Below are 17,212 nucleotides of genomic sequence, written 5' to 3'. Positions count from 1 at the left end.
TAAATAATTTTATAAACGTTTATTTTTGTTGAGCACCTTTATAAAGTAACCCTTTTATTTGTTTTTCTACCTGTATGTTTAAAATTCAATGAGAGCAAATTTATAAAATGTTTCTGCAACATTCTCCTCAAGATGATAAGAAATATATTTCTTCAATACCTTCATTGACATGGGCTTTTCATCTTTGAAAGCAATCGTCTAATCCATTAAGAAACTTCAATTCCAGGATGAAATTGCAATCAAACAGCTATATTTCATCCCATGTTTACCAAATAAACCGTTGGTGATTCACGTAATTTACATAAGAAAACAAAAAAGACTATTCCCCTCAAATAAATACAATAATTGCAAAGATACTACAATCAATTTATTACAATATCCATTATCCTTATAGTTGGATTTTGTTTTATAACCATATTTTATAGGTGTTAAATTAAAAGTTCTTTAAGGTTTAAGACCTCTCTTTATTTATAGAAAAGGAATCAGTAAATACCTTGAAGTAATTATTAAAATTCGCTCTTACTTTACAATACCAACGCTTTTTCATCCTCTACTTGATAAAGGGCAAGCACAATTTCACTTATAAAAATGTTAACATTCTATAATATATTTTTATAAAGTTATTAATCATTATATATAGTTTTATATTTTTTATTTAAACAGCAATAGAAATACACGTTAGGGAGAAAAATTTAAATGTCTATTTACAAAGAAAACGCTACCCTTTTAAAGGCAATATCACATTCAATAAGAATCAAAATAATAATAGAACTTACTAAAAGAGGTCCATGCAATGTAAATCAAATAGCAGACTTTTTAGAAAGGCCACAGTCTACCACATCTCAACATCTAGCCGTAATGAAATCACAAAAAATACTAGCTAGCAATAGAAAGGGATACGAAACTTATTATAGTGTGCAAGATAAAAGAATAAATACCCTTATAGAGGTGCTATTAGGACAAAAAATCAAATGATTATAATAATCAACAAAATAGTAATTATCATATTTAAGTGCGGAGGAGAAATTTGTGGGAAATACAATAAAAGTAGGTACAATTATTCAAATCTTCTCTAATGAAAAATTAACTGGAAGAACCTATCACTAACATTGCCAAACAAACCAATCTTCTCGCATTAAACGCTGCTATTGAAGCTGCGCGTGCTGGAGAAAATGGAAAAGGGTTTGCAGTAGTTGCAGCCGAAGTAAGGAATTTAGCAGAGAAGTCGAAAGAATCCGCAAATGAAATTAATCATTTAATACAATTGATTCAAACAGATACAAAAGATACGGTGAATGTCATGCAAAAAGGTCAACAAAAGGCTACAGAAGGAAAAGAAGCTGCTTATCAAGCAGATCAAGCATTCTCATCTATTATGGTGGCTATTAATAAAATCACTAGCCAAATTCAAGAGGTATCTGCAGCAACAGAAGAAATGTCTGCTGGTACAGAAGAAGTTAATGCTTCTATATCAAGTGTTTCTGAAACTGCAACACAAATAGCTAAAGAAACCACTCAAACTGTACAGTCAATCCAATCACAAGCGGCATCAATTGAGGAAGTATCAAATCAATCTAACAACATAAAAGAAAAAGTAGAAGCATTATCAGAATTAGTTTCAAAATTTATTATTGAAACGCAAAAAAATGGAAAATAAAATAGGATAAACATAAAAAAACTACAGGTTCTTAATCAATTACAGACCTGTAGTTTTTTATTATGATTTATCTATTTTCAACCTTGGCCCTTCTTTTTTGTAAAACGAAGTGAAAGTAGGAGTAGTTCAAATCTTTTCAAACATTAACTATACTTCCTGGTGGCGGTCACTAAAAAATAATACCTACAAGTATTTGTAGTTGTTACTTTTAATTATTTAGGCTTGTAAAATATTTCGTATTTCTTCTATACGTAAATTTGTAAACTTTGCAATATCTTCTATTGGCATTCCGTTTTTATGCATACCACGAATAAGTTGCATTTTCCCTTTTTCAATCCCTTTTTGTTCTGCATAAGCAAACTTTGCGGCTTCATCCATCAACGCTTTCTCCCTTGCTTCATACGCTTGTCGGAAAGAAGAATCTTGACTCATACGTTCCCATTTATTCATCGCTTTTTGTAAAATAGGGTCTTGGTTCATCGCAATATCCTCCAATGTTTGAGTTAATTGTTCATCCTCATTCGCTGGAAGTAATAACAACCAACGAACAAAAGAATCTTCCCAGGGATTAACTTGTTCATTCCGCCACTGTTGCATGAGTTTTGGAATCTCCACAATATGAACTTCAATATCATCACTTAACTTCTTTTGTTGTTGCCGATTCCATAAGATTCCTGTTGTATGAAATGCTTCATATTCTGGAAACATTACAAAGTTTAATAAATTAATCGTAATGGTTTTGTGAAGAGAACTATATGGCATTCCCTTTTGTAGTTGGGATGTATATAGCCTTCCCCAGTAATACAAACTTCTCTTAATCATGTCATGATTGTTATTCAGCTGTATTTCTACATTTACCTTTGTTCCTGTATCTAATGTAGCGGAAATATCTAAAATCGATAATTTATCCTCTTCATGTTCTCGGTGCAAGTGTGGATCTTCTAGTTGTAACGAAACAATGGGTGATTCTAAAGATTCTTGTAACATCGCATTTAAAAAAGCAATGAGAATATCTTCATTTCCACTTGTGCCAAATAATTGTTTAAAAGCAAAATCAATGCGTAAATTCACTAATTGTTTGTTGGACATGGGTTTTCCTCTCCCCATCTCATATGATGTTTTTCTTTCATTGTACATAAAAGAGTGATACATATGCAAATAAGCTCTTATATCTGTGGACATAAGAGCTTATTTGCTACCATACATAATTAACAGATTAGTTGGCTTTCATAGAAATTGAAAGATTGCCTACGTAAGGAAAACTCACGTTTAGTATACAAAATACGAACAAAAATGCCAATACATAAATGTATTCAAGACAGTATATGACATTTGAAAAGTTGCTTCTAGATTTCTTTAAGAGTGTTTTTCATGAAACTTTACTTTTTACTTGTTTACGGGCTATCTTATGATAACGCCCATGCTTTACTACCTGTCTAGCATCAATTAACTCCTCTTCCATCATATCTGAAACCTCTACAACAATGGTATTCGTTAAAACTCTTACCACATATCCAGTTAATTGCAAGGAAGGATTCTTACGATAAGAAAATTGAACGCAATCACCAATTTTTACTTTTGCTGTATGTTTCATATAATAACCTCCTAAATTATCATTAATCATTCAGTAGATTTTTATGTTTTGTTTCTTCATACTGCTTAGCAAGTTTGTAAAACGAAGAACGTTTGATACCATATTTCTTCATGACTCCTACTGCTGTAATACCACCAGACTTCCATTCTTTATAGGCTTCAATAAATTCGGCTGTAATTTCTACTGGAGGACGTCCTAACCGTTTACCTTGCCTTTTAGCTAGAGCAATACCCTCCGCTTGTCGCTGTTTAATATCATGCCGTTCTTTTTCTGCAAAAGCAGATAAAATGGTAAGCGTTGCTTTCTGAATAGCACTTTGAATAACATCATTTGTACTCTTACCTGTGTAATTTACATTAATGAATGGTTCTTTTATAAATTGTAAATTAATCTCATGCTTTTCATAGTATCTGAATTCCTCGAGGACATCATTCATGCTTCTTCCTAGTCTAGTTAAAGAATCAAATACAATGGTATCACCTGTACGAGCAAGACGTTTTAACATTTGATAATTTTCGCGTTGCATATTTCTACTAGATTGTTTATCGATAAAAATATCTCGATCTTCTATTCCTAAATCTTTCATATTTCGAATTTGTCGTTCCTCATTTTGATCTTTACTGGAAACTCGTACATATCCAAATGTTTTGTGTTTCATTTCATACACCTCATAAATAATTATAACAAAAACATCTGTAAATGTTTATGTAATATACAGACATCCGTAAAATTCAAAACCAAACTTTATAGACACACAAAATACTTTCCATATCTTCGAATACATAATAATAAAAACCCGTTGATCTCATGTAGACATACTGAGATCAATGGGTTTTATCAGTTAAACTTTTTCTAATATTCTAAACAACCATTTGTAATTCCGTGCATACTTTATTGATAACAATACCGTTACAGGTATGTTAAAATCCATTTGACACATTGCTTTTGGGAATACAATTGCTATTATAATCGCAATTTATTTTCGACAATAAATAGGTTAATGTGTTTTCTTTTTCCTATCTACTATGAGGGTAGAATAGCATACTAAAAATAGCTTCTTTTTTGTAAAAGTTCTAAGATTCTAGTGCAGTAATTAATTGCTGACGTTCTTTATCTCTAAAAATTTTAATTTCATGTTTAAATTCATAATTTCCTTCTTCAAATCTAACCCATTCCTTACTTGTCCAATATATAACGTCTACATTTGCATCTAAAATTACCGAACATATGTCTACTAATTCTTCTTCATAAAATGGCGCTTCTTTTGCTAGTTCAAAAGCTAGTACTTTTGGATCCTTACTTTTAATTTGAAGTTCCCTTGAAGTTTGCCCTAAATACTGCCGTGGGGAGTGTAGGGATTGCACATGAACATTTTGAATTTCTTTAAACTGTGATGGAGAATGTATTGTAGCAGCAAATGTAGGTTTGCTCACTCCTATTGTTGTGCCTAAAGCAATAGAACCAATAATAAGTTTTTTAATCATTTTTCCAGCCCCTTTAATTATTTTGGATATGCTTCATTTTTATACTACGTTCATGTTCGTGTAAATGAAGATGATTTGACATGATTCATCATTTTTTTCAAAAACTGTATATTAATTAATCGCTATAAATTTACCAAAAACAAAAAAGTTTCCGTGAGGAAACTTTTTTGTTTTTGGTATACATTATATGTATAAAAATTAGTTTTAAAAATATTTACTTATTTGTTGATAAAATTGTATGTGGATATTGTTCCTACTATTAACTACACACATCTCATGCAAAGCCTCGCTACAACATAAACAAATTCATCTTATGACTGCGTTTCTTCTTACGAAAGTTTCTTCTTACGAAATTAAGTAATTGTTTCAATAGCTGGTTCGGGAATCATAGAATTACTTTCTTTCTCAGTCCTATTATTCTGTTCTTTTGCCTAAAATTCCAATATCCCCATTACTTCTTTCGTAAATAGTTTAAAATCAGTTAAATGTTTTTCAATAATTTGACGAACAATATCTAAATTTACACTTTGATAATCATGAACAGCAATATTACGAAATCCAACCATTGCTTTTAACTTATTTGCTAGATCAACGCTAAGTAATCCTGCTGTAACCAATAAATCAAAAGCCTCTCGACTAGATTGGGGTAGTCCTAATTTTTTCCCTGCAACAATATGCATTGCTAAATCAATACTCGCTTCACAAGCTCTTTGTATGTTCAATATTATTGAATCTTGTTTTGTAAAGTCCTCTAAATTTTCAGGGTTATTTCCATATACATCTTGGATTCTTTTTATACAACGCTCTATTGTAGAAATTTTATTTAAAATAACCTCATTCTTCATATATAGAACCTCTTTTCTTTATATCATCAAATACTATCTGTCTTTCTTCGTTCAATTTTGAATACATTTTTAAGGTTTTCATTTCAAAAATGACCTTACGTTTTTCATCTGAACAAAATATTGTCTTTCCTGTATGTATAATCTGAGCTTGAAAAACTGTAGAAGCTTCGGATAAATCAACTAAATCAACATCTCTATGAACAATGTTAGCTAACTCCTGTGCTAATAAAAAACGTTCATAGTTCCCTAAAGTTGTGTCACTTAAATAAGCTATATCAATATCACTATCTTCTCGTTCCCTGTTCTCAGCCGTTGATCCAAACACAATTATCCAATAGGGATTCACCGTCTCTTGTAATTTTTCTATAATAGCTGTTATCATACTTTGAAAAATCATCTCATTAATCCCCCTTAGTATACTTGAATTTTATTATATCATAACCAATGATAAGTCCTTTAAACTACCACAAATACTTAAATAAAATTAAGCCTTTTTAGTACTTAACTCCTCACAAAATTAGAAGTTTATTTCTGACCTAAATTATTATAGTTCAGGGGTAGGTATGTTGTAGTTTTGTATCTATTCAATACGCAAGGAATTTTCCGCACATCCCTTCAAGATATCATGGACACTGCTTCTCTGCCTAAAGGCGCTATTTATCGCCGATTTAAAAGCAAAGAAGAAATTGCATTGGCTGCACTTGATAAAGGTGGAGAAATCATATGGAAACATTTTTATGTGGCTATAGAAAATAAAGAAAATGTTATAGATAAAATCATCGCTATCTTCCTTGTATACCAAGATACGGTCAACAATCCCCCAATAGCTAATAGCTGGTGGGTATCCTTTACTTAATGTTGCAATTGAAAGTACAGATGTTTTCCCTGAATTACATGCTGCAGGTGCAAAAGGATATGATAATACAGTAGTACTAATGGAATCTCTTATTAAAGAAGGAGTCGAAAAATAAGAAATGAAAGATGATATAGATGTTATGTCACTTGCTTCTTTCATAGAAGGGGCTATTATGGCTAGTCAAGTAACAAAAATAATATACACCACCATTATTTTATAGAACAAGTAAGACATCTTCTTAATTCATATGCCAATTAACTCTTCCTAAACTACTTGTATATTTTAAAACAAAAAGACTCTTATGCTACTACGCATAAGAGCCTTTCTCACTATTATTATAAATAACTAGTTATATAAGAATCCTTTATACTAAGAAGTTCTTTCTACCATTATTCTGGGAAAATAAAGGTAGAGTCCCCTTCACTATTAGTGGAATCTTCTTTTGGGAATGTAATAGTAGATCCTTCATTTCCCTTATTCCCTTTATTTATCTCTGGTTCATCAGGAAATACAATGGAGGAATCATTACCTAAGTTTGGTGAAAAACCAAGTTTAGATAAAATGGCTTTTAAGTCAGGTAAAACACCAATTTTATCAGAGATTGGATCGTTAGATTTCGTCCCAGTACTAGGGTCACTTAAAATATCCCTAAGCTGGCTTGGTGTATATACTTTTCCCTGATTATTTTTTGCAATTCCTTGAATTGATGCAGCAGCACCAGCAATAATAGGTGATGCGCTAGATGTTCCACTAAAGCTAGAAGTATATAGATTTGTTGTAAATTCACTTGGTTTAGCATCTGTTGTATCTACTGCATTCCCCCATCCATACACATCCACTCTACTACCATAATTAGAGAAATATGAACGCTTATGAGGAACTCTTGCAGAAGCTGCTCCAACCATAATTGCCCCTGAATCTTTAAAATCAGGACTATTACGATTTAAAACTTGTTTACCGTTACGGTCTCTGAATTGATCTAAATCGTTTCCGCCGTTTGCACCTGCTTCAATAATAATAATTCCTTTATTTGCTCCCAGACGAATTGCATCAAATATATCCGGTTTTACTTCTACAGGAAGATAGTTCTTATCTCCATATCCATCGTAAGTTGCTTGTGCCTCTAGTAAAAGAATATCTCCAGCTTGCATATTGTTAACCGCACTTAAAATAGCATCAGCTGTATTATAATTTCCGTTATCCCTAATTTGAGATACAACCTTTACCTTAGCTTTGGGTGCGATTCCAATTCCGCCTATGTTATTATCCTCTGCCGAAACAATTCCTAAGACTGAAGTACCATGATCATGGTGCTCGCTTTTATTTTGTCCAGATATCAATTCAATCTTTTGATTCACTAAATCCTCATGACTAAATAACCACCCATACTCCATATCTACGAATGTAGTCCCTTTTCCATCCCCACCTTTTATGCTCCAGGCATAAGGTGCATTAATTCCTAATGGTGCTGGTTCAAGATAACCTTGTCTTGTAAGTCTAGGCTCATCATATGGGTTAACAGATAAATTTGGTAAACGCTCTTCTGGTGACGCCTCTTCTTCCTGTAAATACGCCGTTTCAACAAGAGATGATTTCTCAATTTTTGTAAGTAACGCTTGTACATCAATACCATCTTGAGTTTCTACAATATAGTAGTTTAGCAAATTAGAAGAAATATGATCAGAATCTTTTATTTCTTTACCTAGATTTTTAATTTCTTTAGGATTTAAAGAATTAAAAAGTCGATTTATAGTTACATTTGGATATTCAGCTAAAATTCCAATGAATTCAGGATCTTGTTTTTCTTCTTTAATGAATTTTTCTATTCCATCCTGATATGGTAAATTCGCTTCATTTTTAAATTTTAAAATTAATTGTTTAGTAGCTTGCTTATGTACAGTAGAATTCAATTGCTTATTTGAATAATTGTAAGTAGCTGCGTAGGCAACTTCTGATTTTTCACTTGGAAGTATACCACCTACTCCATTAAATGCTGTTAATGCAATTGAAGAAACTAGAATTCCCTTAAAAATTTTCAAAACGCACACCTCTTTTTATTAATATATAATTATAAAAAAATGTATATTACCTAATTTCTTTCTAGAAATATATTTTATATGTAGGTCTATATTTTCAACTCCATTCATTCTTAAATATTTGTTTATACATCATTCATAGAACTAACTCATGTCAATCCAATCTATTAATTTAGTTACAAACCTGTAACTATTATAGTTACAGGTTTGGTGAATAGTCAACCTTATATGTAATTTTGCATTGAAAATCATAGATACTTCTATAAACTTACCCTTAATTATTGTAAGAGAGATTGAGCTTCTATCATTTTAAGTAACTGCATATATGTAATATAAAACATATATGGGGGGTTAAAACGTGGTAATTTCAAGACAAGATTCTTGGACTAATGATAACGATTTACTTCTCGCATCAACAGTACTTCAGTATATTCGTAACGGTGGAACACAATTAGCTGCATTCAAAGAAGTAGCAAAACTACTAGCTAGAACACCCGCAGCTTGTGGATTTCGTTGGAATTCATATGTGAGAAAACAATACCAAGACGAAATACAACAAGCCAAACAACACCGTAAAGCGGGAAACAACATTCCTCTCTCCCAATCAGAAAAAGAAACAAACTCTTTGTCTATTACATTAGATGACATTATTCTCTTTCTACAAAATTATAAAGATGTAAATGAATTGACAATTTTACAAAATCAAATTGAAGCTTTAGAAGCTGAGAATCAATCCCTTCTACAACGTTTAACTATGTATGAAGAAGAGTATCATATGTTACTGAACCATATCGATAAGACAAGAAGTTTAATTGTAGTGGATTAAACCGCATAACTATTTTGATTTTCCAGTAGGACCTTCGCCCTCCAAAATTACTTTTAATAAAAGAAATTTGGCCTCTTGCAATTGATAATAAGTAAAATACACATACATAATGTATGTGTATTTTTAATTGGACTATTATTAAAAGAAATGTTTAGTCTATGTTACATCTTTTCTAATATTTCTTGTCTTTCGCACCATTTCGTTAGCTTTTCTAATGCTTTTTTAGATAAACGTTTTGTTTTATAATTGCAAAATCTAGATAATGTAGACGGAGAAATACTAATTTCATCTGCTATTTCACGAATACTTACTTTTTTTTCATTGTGTACTTTCAGTATTTGTTCACGGATCTTCTTCTCTATTTGTTCGACTGATTCTACAGTCTTCTTTACTTCTTTAACAACTGTTACTTCAGGTAATTGTTCTTGAAGTTCTTCTATACATTTCTTTCCGATTACCCTATCCATTGATTGCAGCATTTCCTCAGGCGGTAAAATCGTTATTCCTAAATTAGCGTAATAGTTTTTAAACCAATTACGTTTCCCAATTTGTTGTTCATCAAGTGGATCACTATACTCCCAATGAGAGATTACTTTTTCATTTTCTAAATCCATTAGAACATTTTCCAACTGTTCTCTAATGCGATTCGGCTTCCAATCTTTTGGGATATCCATTACTGCTAGCAGCCCTTTGTCCCCACCTATAGAATATGGCTTTTTCAATGATGAATACATTTGTCTAATTCTCCATTGCCATGTTAAGTATCGAATTAACCTTTTATGATATTTGTGTCTATAACTATTGTATTCAAGTGCTTTTTTAGATAATAACGCTGTTGTATTATTTGATCCGTATAAGTAATTGGTTAAAAAGCTGCCTGGCTTAATACGACAAGACTCAATGCCCATGTATTCATTAGTAACACTATGTCTCCACAATACAACTGAATCTAATACAAATAACCTTTTGATTACTTCACGTTTTAATTCTAAACGTTCTCCATCATCATCACGGTCATTTAATACTACTACCTCATTATCATCATTTAAATAGATAAAAATGCTTGCTAAAGCCGCAATTCTCTTTGCTATTTTAATTTTATCTTCCGCTCTATAGTATTCTTTATTTTTGACTACTGTTTTTGGAATGTTACACATTTCTAAAACTTGCTCATAAGAAAAATCAATGAATTCGTCTGGAGATTTTGCTTCGTTTATCCATTGTATTGTAATTGCATCTAAACAATCTGCCGTTAAATCATCCATATTACTCATTACATCATCGACAAGGGTATTCCACCGAGCAGCTTCTTCTATATTTGTAAGTCTTAAATCTTCATCTTTGTGTGAAGAAAGCTGAGCTACACCATTAGAAGATTTAGTTTCAATAGGATATTGTAAAACCTTACTTAACTCATCTTCTTCAAATTGATTTTTTGCAATCCCATCTCTTAGCTTATAATAAACAGCAGAGTTATTTACCTCATAATAATCCTCATAGTTTACTATGCTTGTCTTATCTATATTTTGATCATTTTCTACTACTATGGAACTTGAAGGTGCTACATCTTGAAATTCTTTTTCTATAAATCCTTCGATTTCTTTATATATTTCTTCCTTATAGGAATCAATTTTCGCATAAATTTGTACTAATGTAATACCGGATTCTTGCTTTTTTTCTAGCCAAGACACTAATGCAGTAAATGATGGAGATGCATGAGATGAGGTTAATACTTTATTATTATTGTTTTCAACATCTTTAAAGTATGCATTCCACTTATTCCATACTAGCTCATTTGTTTTATAAATTGGCTCAGAGATTAACAATGCATCTCGAAACATTTGTAATAAATTATCCACTTTATATCCCTCCCTAAACCATGGATCATAACAAAGTAGTTTTCATCATAAAATTCCTTACTACTATTATATTTAATTTATTGTAACAGATATTTACAAGGTTTTGCGTCTTTCTTCCCCTAACTCGTCATCTTGCAACATGGTTGCTCTTTCTCTTCCTATTTCTTCTCTACTTGCATTCCTTTTGCGCTTTGCTTTCCCTTAGTCCTCAATTTGCAACATGGTTGCTCTTTCTTTTACCTATTCTTCTTTACTTACATTTTTTTGCGCTTTGCTTTCCCTTAGTCCTCAATTTGCAACATGGTTGCCTTTTCTCTTCCCTATTTCTTCTTTACTTGCATTTCTTTTGCGCTTCGCTTTCCTTAACTCATCAACTTGCAACACGTTTGCAGTATCCTTTCCCTATTTCTCTCAACTTGCAACAGTATAATTTATTTTTCAACCTAGTAATTTTAAAATTTTTAAGCTATTTTTCTTATATTTTGAGTAAGTTACATACATAAAATGCAACATGTTTGCGGTATCCTTTCCCTAACTTCCCTACCATTTTCACTCTAATCCCTTATATACCAAGGGTTTAGGTACTTTTCCACTTACTTATATACATATCATCCAACTTGCAACACGTTTGCGGTATTCATGCCCTTATTCTTTACACAAGATGCAACACTGTTTGCGGTATCCTTTCCCTATTTTCAATCTATAAGTGCCAAAAAACCCTTTTATATCAAGGGTAATCCTTGCAATTCATTATTAATGATCCTGCTAACCAACTTGCAACACGTTTGCGGTATCCTTTCCCTAACTCCCCTATCATTTTCACTCTAATCCCTTATATATCAAGGGGTTAGATACTTTTTCTGCTTATTCATATACATATAATCAACTTGCAACACGTTTGCGGTATCCTTAACACAAAAAAAAATTAAGAAATTCTCTTAACCCTTGATACGACTAGCTTCATAAGCTGTTGCAAGTTGCTATTTTTCTTCTTAAAGGAGCACATTTTTACAAAATTCGTTTTGCTATAATCAAAATTGGAATATTTTATAGTAATTTGGCATATCTTTCTGAATTTGTAGAACGGAGGTGAAAAAGATGGGAAAATCATTTGTGATACGTAATCAACGTAGCTTAAATGGGGAAACAACCAATGCTGTGTTAGTAACATTAAAAGCTTGGCAAAAATTTGTGGAAACATTTGAGGAGAAGTACTACAGCTATAAAGATACATATTTAGAAGATATTCTGCAGCACATGACATACGAAGAACGTATTGCTGACGTAGAAGGCTTTGTCGAAAAAGCCAAACCATCTTTTTCACGTCGCGCAATGTCTGCACTTGCAGGAAAAACAGGAAGAAAACATAAATTATACGGCATTACGAATGCTGATCTCGAAGTTTTCTTATATCTACATAAGAAATGCTTTACTAATGGTGTTATTCCAAATGTAACAATACATATGATGTGGGAAGATTACAAGCAATACAAAGAAGAATTTGCTTATATCCAACACTCTCAATTCTATATTGCATTAAAGAAATTAAACTTACATAACATTATCTCCATTGAAAACGGAGTAGATGGCCGATATACTATCAAGCTGACTCATTTTATGAATGAGGAAACAGGAAAAGCAAATCCATACGTATATATTAGTCCTGTTGTATTTACAAAGGCTTTCTTTAAGCTATCTGTAGCGGCTAAGAAACTATTCTTAGATATCGCCATGCAACAACATACAGAAACAACATTAAAGCGTTCTTTGGACAAGCAGGACGAAAGAGGCAACAAAACTCACTTCGGTGGGATGTATCGTTTCTTACATAAAAAATATCCGCATCAGATCCGTGCGGTTATCGAAGAATTAACAACTGCATTACCATGTACGGGGAATCCCCTATTCAAAATTTGCAAAATGCAAAAAGGTGTAAAGCATACAAAACGATATACAACCTTATATTTATCTATTCATTCGGATTTTTTATGTAAAAAAGAATCTGGAGAAGAGCAACACAGGGATCCATTTACACCAAAAGCTACCTATGCTCGTAAAGCGAAATTTATAGAAGCAGTTCTACAAGAGATGAATATCGGTGAACTGTCTGCAGACATGAATAAATTCATTCATGTATTAAAGCATACTTGTCATCGCCAAATCCGCAGTGTAATTCGCGGACTTCGTGACATAATTGATCGAAAAGAAGGATATCCAACGAAAATTGTATATACATTGAAAAAACTATTACATCAAACATCTCAATATCAAATCCTTGATGCTGCAGCGAAAGAAGGTATCTACCCTCTTATTGCGCAACATATACCAAAAGAGAGAAATAGTGACCGTGAGCAAGCTGTCTTTAATTTCGGTTTATATTATTCTATGTACTCTCTACACAACATTAAGAAGATGTTTAAGAATGTGCATGCACTACTGAAGCAGAAGTTTGCGGTACCTGTGACGGAAGAATCTTATCACCGTAATTATTTAAAATACCCGGAAGAAACGTTATTTAGAAAATATGCATATGATCAAGGTGTGAATCTTCATGCATATATCGCTTTAGAAATTGAAATGCGAGAAAAATTAAAAGTTCGTGGTCATAAAGAACGCACGATCCCAAGTGATGTACGTGAATGGTTTATCGAAGCCATTGATAAGCTACCACAAGAAAAACTTCGTGTGATTGAGCTACCAAAGCAGTTTAATTTACTAGAGTTTATGCGTACCTTCGAACGTTTAGTACGTGCTGGTGTAACAATAACAGCTCCAGATCAGGTACTAACTGCAATGGAAATAAAATAATAACAACTAGCTCTCTATTTTTGAAAAAAACAAAAGTGGAGGGCTATTCGTGTTTCTTTAATTAGTAATACCTTCCTACTACTCTATTTATAAATACCAAATCGAAAGAACTTCATGTAAAATGGAGTCTTTTTTTATGCACTTCTATACAAATTTGGTTCTATCAATACATAACTCTCCACATAATACTAGAGTGTGTTCTTCTAATGTATTAAAACCTATCTCATAATACCTACAAAAAATCAAAAGGAAAATAATAATAATAGTGGATATGAGGATAAATATGATCCAATGTGGATAATATTTCCTCAATACCCCTGATAATACTACTGTCGCTCATTTTATCTAATAAAAATCATCAATAATAATGTGAGTTATGTGTAAATACTGAGTAATGTTAACAAATAGCTGCCTAACCTGAATGAAATGTGGATAATTAGAAGATTAATACCAACTTGATTACCAAAATAAGTAAAACAACTTCTATTTACAAGATTGAATATATATAATGCGATTGGTATCAAATTCTTTCCGATTTCATGTAGAAATATAGTATTTTCTTTCTGCTTTTTTGTAGAATTAAAAGTCTAATAATCCTTGAATCTACGGATACTTTTTCTATAATTTATGATTTTTTATGTTTTTATATCAACTTTCCCCTTGCAGCAGTAAGTCTAACCTCTATTTTAAATAACCTATAAAAGTTTTATCTTTATTTCTTTTTAATATATAAGATATATATTTATAATAGATTTTTAATACAGCTAGTATGTTTGTTAATAAGATGTCCGACTTAATTGAAAATATTTGTAAATTACGTTATAATAATGGTAATTAAACAGATCATTACCCTCATACAAAAGGACAAACCTACGTATCCCTACCAGGACTAGGTTTGTCCTTTTTTCATTTTACTAAACAATTTATATTGGGAGGATTAAACATGGCTGTACTAAAAGATATGAATTACATAGAAAAGAATACTTATAATGAGATTGGATTTTTTAAAGGTATTCTTTGGGGATTAGTTTTTGTAGTGCCCTTTTGGAGTATTATGATAGCCCTATTTATTTGGATTTATAATTAATAAACAACATATCCCAAAAACAAAGGGTTGTTTGTCCGTTTGCTTTTGGGATATGCCAGCAACCGTGCGTAGCAAAGGGCGGTAGCAGGTCTTTCACTTATTTTCTGTTATAATATATCCAATGAAATTAGGTGATTATATTGAATGAAACAATTAACTTAGAGAAAACTTTAGAAGCTTTCTCTACATATTTAAGTGAAAAAGGCCGAAAACATTCTACAATCCAACGCTATGCATACGATATTAAAGATTTTTATAGATGGTTGAATGAAAATGAGTTGCTTTTACATATCAAATCATGGAATGAAATATCCGTAGATGATTATCAAGCTTATTTCTCCGTGTTAGAAAACAAACGAGAATATTCTCTTAAAACAAGGCACAGGATATGGGTGGTTTTAAAGAAGTTACACATGTTTTTAGGTATAGTTAGTCCATTAGATTATATTCATCTCTCTTTAATTCCGGATCAATCACTAAATGACAATGATTTTATTACTGTATTGGAAGAAGCACTTTTAAAACAAACTGTTCTATCAACTAAGGGATTAACAGAGAGACAAGCTAAATATCGCCCTCTAATCATGAATAGAAATGCTTGTATAATTAATTTAATAATAAACTATGGTTTGTCTTTGCAAGAGCTTGTATCGCTTAATATGAGCCATATACAGTTTGCTAGGAACACTATAATTGTTCCAGGAGAAAACGGAGTTACTAGATCCATCTTCTTAACAGTCGAAGATACAAAACAGCTTTACAAATATTATTCGACTATCCCTGAACCTGTAAGACCTCGACAGCACACAGATAATCCCCTATTTGTGGCATTTGATTTTAATCGAGGTACTTATCGATGGGTTTACGAAAATGATGCACCAAAGGCTTTGTCTGAGGTTGCTATACAAAAGATGATTCGACTTGAAGTGAAACGAGCAGAATTAGATAGGCGTATTTCTGCACAGCAGCTGAGGAACACATTTATTCTTCGCCTTATTAAGCAAGGACTTTCTGAAAGTGAATTAATTGCTAGAATTGGTTTTAAGACTAAAATATCGTTAAAAAGATATTTTCAATATTTGAATTTATAAGTCATATAAGGAAATTTGATATAAAATATTTATATCAATTAATCGTGCTGAGGGATTTATTGGTGATATTTCACCTTAATTCATATCTTAATTGGCTCAATTGAATTTATTATTAAACAATAAACTCCCTCTGCTTTAAATCATAATAGAGGGAGTTTAATTATTTCGTATACAGGTATATTAATTGTGCATTTTGTAAATTGTAACTTTAGATACAGTAACAGATCTTGCACCAATTAATCGTAATAGTAAAGATTTATGATTCTCATCACTATGTATTATATAACCAATTCCTTCGTAATAATGAGCACTTAAAGTTTAGTTTTAGAACTCTCCATCTGCTAACTCCTAAGTCTTTAAGCCGTATTGCTAAATCACTCATTTGATTTACTTTGCTGTTTTTTTGTCAGTTTACTTTTCCTCCTCTATTTTTAGATCTATTTCTTTAATTAGATTTTCATTGGTCTTCATTAATTCCTCGAAGTACTCTTCTTTATTTTCTTCTATGTACTTCATAAGTTCCTTAAATTCCATTATAATCTCCTCTTCGCTTTTACTTTTAAGTATTACTCTAATTCAAAGACAGATAACATCTCAATTTGTAGAAATGATTTTAGAACACCCCAAACTCCCTCGGATTCATGTAGTTGTACCTAAAGAAAATTTTCATACGTATTAAATCCAACCTCATTATATTAAGAATTACCTTAGTGAAGGAACCTCTTCAGGAAATGTCATATCTTTTTATCAAGTTTTTGCTGATTTTGTAATTTATCCCCACCTACGTTGCGCTTAGAGGAAGGAGAATTCTAGTTGGAATTCGTTAAAAATGAATATATCTTGGTACTAAAAAACTGCCGAGTTCAATTAATTTGGTTCAAGATGTTTTTTAATGCATTTTTTACAGTGACATCTATTTATAACAAAAAGATTTCGGGCTTTTCGTTCATTGACATTATGACAAATAAATCTTCTTCACCATTAATATCATGTATAGTAAACCACGTTAATTATCGCAATTACCATATGTAAATATTAACATAAAAAAGAAATAATTTGCAGACTTATA

14 protein-coding genes and 2 pseudogenes are annotated in these 17,212 nt (G+C 31.6%); 7 read left to right on the top strand and 9 right to left on the bottom strand.

What is annotated here, in order from left to right:
• Nucleotides 1-696 precede the first annotated feature (696 nt).
• Both ACTFRN_RS20270 and ACTFRN_RS20265 read left to right on the top strand, forming a co-directional pair.
• The gene (locus tag ACTFRN_RS20270) at nucleotides 697-975 is read left to right on the top strand and encodes an ArsR/SmtB family transcription factor (RefSeq protein ID WP_046648601.1); all 279 of its coding nucleotides are present in this window, start codon (nucleotides 697-699) and stop codon (nucleotides 973-975) included.
• 124 nt (nucleotides 976-1,099) lie between these two features.
• Nucleotides 1,100-1,657, top strand: a pseudogene (locus ACTFRN_RS20265) (methyl-accepting chemotaxis protein); the annotation flags it as partial.
• Nucleotides 1,658-1,873: 216 nt separating this feature from the next.
• Here ACTFRN_RS20265 and ACTFRN_RS20260 read toward each other — a convergent pair.
• The 6 genes from ACTFRN_RS20260 to mntA all read right to left on the bottom strand — a co-directional run bounded on the left by ACTFRN_RS20260 (nucleotide 1,874) and on the right by mntA (nucleotide 5,977).
• Nucleotides 1,874-2,746 (bottom strand): Rpn family recombination-promoting nuclease/putative transposase, encoded by an 873-nt coding sequence (locus tag ACTFRN_RS20260; protein ID WP_046648599.1) that lies wholly within the window; start codon nucleotides 2,744-2,746, stop codon nucleotides 1,874-1,876.
• A 280-nt stretch (nucleotides 2,747-3,026) separates the two neighbouring features.
• Nucleotides 3,027-3,251 carry a DUF2187 family protein gene (locus ACTFRN_RS20255; RefSeq protein ID WP_000683046.1) on the bottom strand — a complete coding sequence of 75 codons (225 nt, stop codon included), beginning with the start codon at nucleotides 3,249-3,251 and terminating at the stop codon, nucleotides 3,027-3,029.
• Nucleotides 3,252-3,273: 22 nt separating this feature from the next.
• Nucleotides 3,274-3,909 carry a recombinase family protein gene (locus ACTFRN_RS20250; RefSeq protein WP_000681164.1) on the bottom strand — a complete coding sequence of 212 codons (636 nt, stop codon included), beginning with the start codon at nucleotides 3,907-3,909 and terminating at the stop codon, nucleotides 3,274-3,276.
• A 415-nt stretch (nucleotides 3,910-4,324) separates the two neighbouring features.
• On the bottom strand, nucleotides 4,325-4,735 hold the full coding sequence (locus tag ACTFRN_RS20245; RefSeq protein WP_046648596.1) for a hypothetical protein: 411 nt from the start codon (nucleotides 4,733-4,735) through the stop codon (nucleotides 4,325-4,327).
• Between the two features lie 431 nt (nucleotides 4,736-5,166).
• A complete protein-coding gene (gene hepT / locus ACTFRN_RS20240; protein WP_046647635.1) occupies nucleotides 5,167-5,580 on the bottom strand; it encodes a type VII toxin-antitoxin system HepT family RNase toxin in 414 nt (137 codons plus the stop codon).
• Nucleotides 5,570-5,977, bottom strand: coding sequence for a type VII toxin-antitoxin system MntA family adenylyltransferase antitoxin (gene mntA / locus ACTFRN_RS20235; protein WP_000577223.1), 408 nt, complete (start codon nucleotides 5,975-5,977; stop codon nucleotides 5,570-5,572). Before mntA ends, hepT begins: the two co-directional genes overlap by 11 nt.
• A 177-nt stretch (nucleotides 5,978-6,154) precedes the next feature.
• Here mntA and ACTFRN_RS20230 point away from each other — a divergent pair.
• A pseudogene (locus ACTFRN_RS20230) lies at nucleotides 6,155-6,694 on the top strand (TetR/AcrR family transcriptional regulator).
• Nucleotides 6,695-6,825: 131 nt separating this feature from the next.
• Here ACTFRN_RS20230 and ACTFRN_RS20225 read toward each other — a convergent pair.
• Nucleotides 6,826-8,475: a S8 family peptidase gene (locus ACTFRN_RS20225; RefSeq protein ID WP_046647639.1), complete on the bottom strand. Its 1,650-nt coding sequence runs from the start codon at nucleotides 8,473-8,475 to the stop codon at nucleotides 6,826-6,828.
• Nucleotides 8,476-8,830: 355 nt separating this feature from the next.
• Between ACTFRN_RS20225 and ACTFRN_RS20220 the strand changes: the two genes are divergently transcribed.
• Nucleotides 8,831-9,298, top strand: coding sequence for an RsfA family transcriptional regulator (locus ACTFRN_RS20220; RefSeq protein WP_046647641.1), 468 nt, complete (start codon nucleotides 8,831-8,833; stop codon nucleotides 9,296-9,298).
• 161 nt (nucleotides 9,299-9,459) lie between these two features.
• On the opposite strand, the gene ACTFRN_RS20215 is transcribed toward ACTFRN_RS20220, so the two are convergent.
• A complete protein-coding gene (locus ACTFRN_RS20215) occupies nucleotides 9,460-11,157 on the bottom strand; it encodes a helix-turn-helix domain-containing protein (protein WP_046647643.1) in 1,698 nt (565 codons plus the stop codon).
• Between the two features lie 1,098 nt (nucleotides 11,158-12,255).
• Here ACTFRN_RS20215 and ACTFRN_RS20210 point away from each other — a divergent pair.
• From ACTFRN_RS20210 to ACTFRN_RS20200, 3 genes are all read left to right on the top strand, one after another.
• Nucleotides 12,256-13,965 carry a hypothetical protein gene (locus ACTFRN_RS20210; protein ID WP_046647645.1) on the top strand — a complete coding sequence of 570 codons (1,710 nt, stop codon included), beginning with the start codon at nucleotides 12,256-12,258 and terminating at the stop codon, nucleotides 13,963-13,965.
• Between the two features lie 943 nt (nucleotides 13,966-14,908).
• Nucleotides 14,909-15,052 (top strand): hypothetical protein, encoded by a 144-nt coding sequence (locus ACTFRN_RS20205; protein WP_162837644.1) that lies wholly within the window; start codon nucleotides 14,909-14,911, stop codon nucleotides 15,050-15,052.
• A 131-nt stretch (nucleotides 15,053-15,183) separates the two neighbouring features.
• Entirely contained in the window at nucleotides 15,184-16,143 is a 960-nt protein-coding gene (locus tag ACTFRN_RS20200; RefSeq protein WP_046647647.1) for a tyrosine-type recombinase/integrase, read from the top strand.
• Between the two features lie 411 nt (nucleotides 16,144-16,554).
• Here the strand turns inward: ACTFRN_RS20200 and ACTFRN_RS20195 are convergent, their stop codons facing one another.
• Entirely contained in the window at nucleotides 16,555-16,677 is a 123-nt protein-coding gene (locus ACTFRN_RS20195) for a hypothetical protein (protein WP_256490000.1), read from the bottom strand.
• Between the last annotated feature and the right edge of the window lie 535 nt (nucleotides 16,678-17,212).

Origin of the sequence: Bacillus cereus group sp. MYBK245-2, assembly GCF_051916145.1 — a bacterium.
Taxonomy (GTDB): domain Bacteria; phylum Bacillota; class Bacilli; order Bacillales; family Bacillaceae_G; genus Bacillus_A; species Bacillus_A pacificus.
The sequence above is the reverse complement of the archived record's forward strand: the minus strand, read 5'-3'. Positions and strand labels throughout refer to the sequence as shown.